This window comes from Mesorhizobium sp. M7A.F.Ca.CA.002.09.1.1 (genome assembly GCF_003998555.1).
Classification (GTDB): domain Bacteria; phylum Pseudomonadota; class Alphaproteobacteria; order Rhizobiales; family Rhizobiaceae; genus Mesorhizobium; species Mesorhizobium ciceri.
Genome location: NZ_RZRR01001462.1, coordinates 1 through 723 on the forward strand (window position 1 = coordinate 1; position 723 = coordinate 723).

A 723-nucleotide genomic window follows, 5' to 3' on the forward strand; every position below is an offset into this window, starting at 1 on the left:
GCCGGAGGCCGGCACGACAGGCATCGGCCCACCGTCGAGCATCGCGGCCACGGCAAGCGCGATGCGCGGCGTGGTGGCGGCGTTGCCCTCGATGAAGTTTGTCAGACGGGCAAGCACGATCGCCCTGACCACGCGATCCGGCAAGGGATCGCCGAACGAGGTGGCGGCGGCAAACGCCTTGATGCGCGCATGGCGATCACGCTCGTCAGGTTCGAGCTTTCGGCTTGCCAATTCCCCCATGGCGGTTGTGACGCCATAGATGACCGGTGGCGGATCGGATTCAATCAGCTTCAGAAACGAGACGCGGCATTCGGCGATGCGCTGCAAGGCCTTCTCGCTGATCTCCACCGTGTCCTTCTTCCAGGCGACGCGGAAGACAGTGTCGAGGTTGATGTCTTCACGCGTCGACAGGCTAACTGGCATGCTTCACACCATCGGAAATAAGGGACTTAGTAGAGTGGTTCCTCGAACAGCGTCTTGTCGCCGTCGACCAGCGCCTTGATCTGCGCGGTGCCGTCGCCGGCAAGAGCAAGACGGATGCCGAATGGCCGCACCCGCATGTCGTTCTGGATCGCCATCCCCTCGCCTTCCGGCAGATAGAAGCGCTCGATGCCATAGTCCGGCGCGATGGTCGCCTCTTCGCCGCGAAGGTCCCAGCCTTCGGCGATGTGGCCTAGAATATCGGCCTCGTCGGCGGTGGCCATCGTTGGCGCCTTGCCGAAC

General features: G+C 63.3%; 2 protein-coding genes. Both read right to left on the reverse strand.

Features of this window, described 5'->3' with window-relative positions; translation table 11 throughout:
- On the reverse strand, positions 1 to 423 hold a 423-nt coding region (locus tag EN994_RS34005), incomplete at its 3' end, for an aromatic amino acid lyase (protein WP_164746552.1).
- Positions 424 to 449: 26 nt separating this feature from the next.
- A partial coding sequence (locus EN994_RS34010; protein ID WP_164746553.1) for a GDYXXLXY domain-containing protein occupies positions 450 to 723 on the reverse strand: 274 nt, incomplete at its 5' end.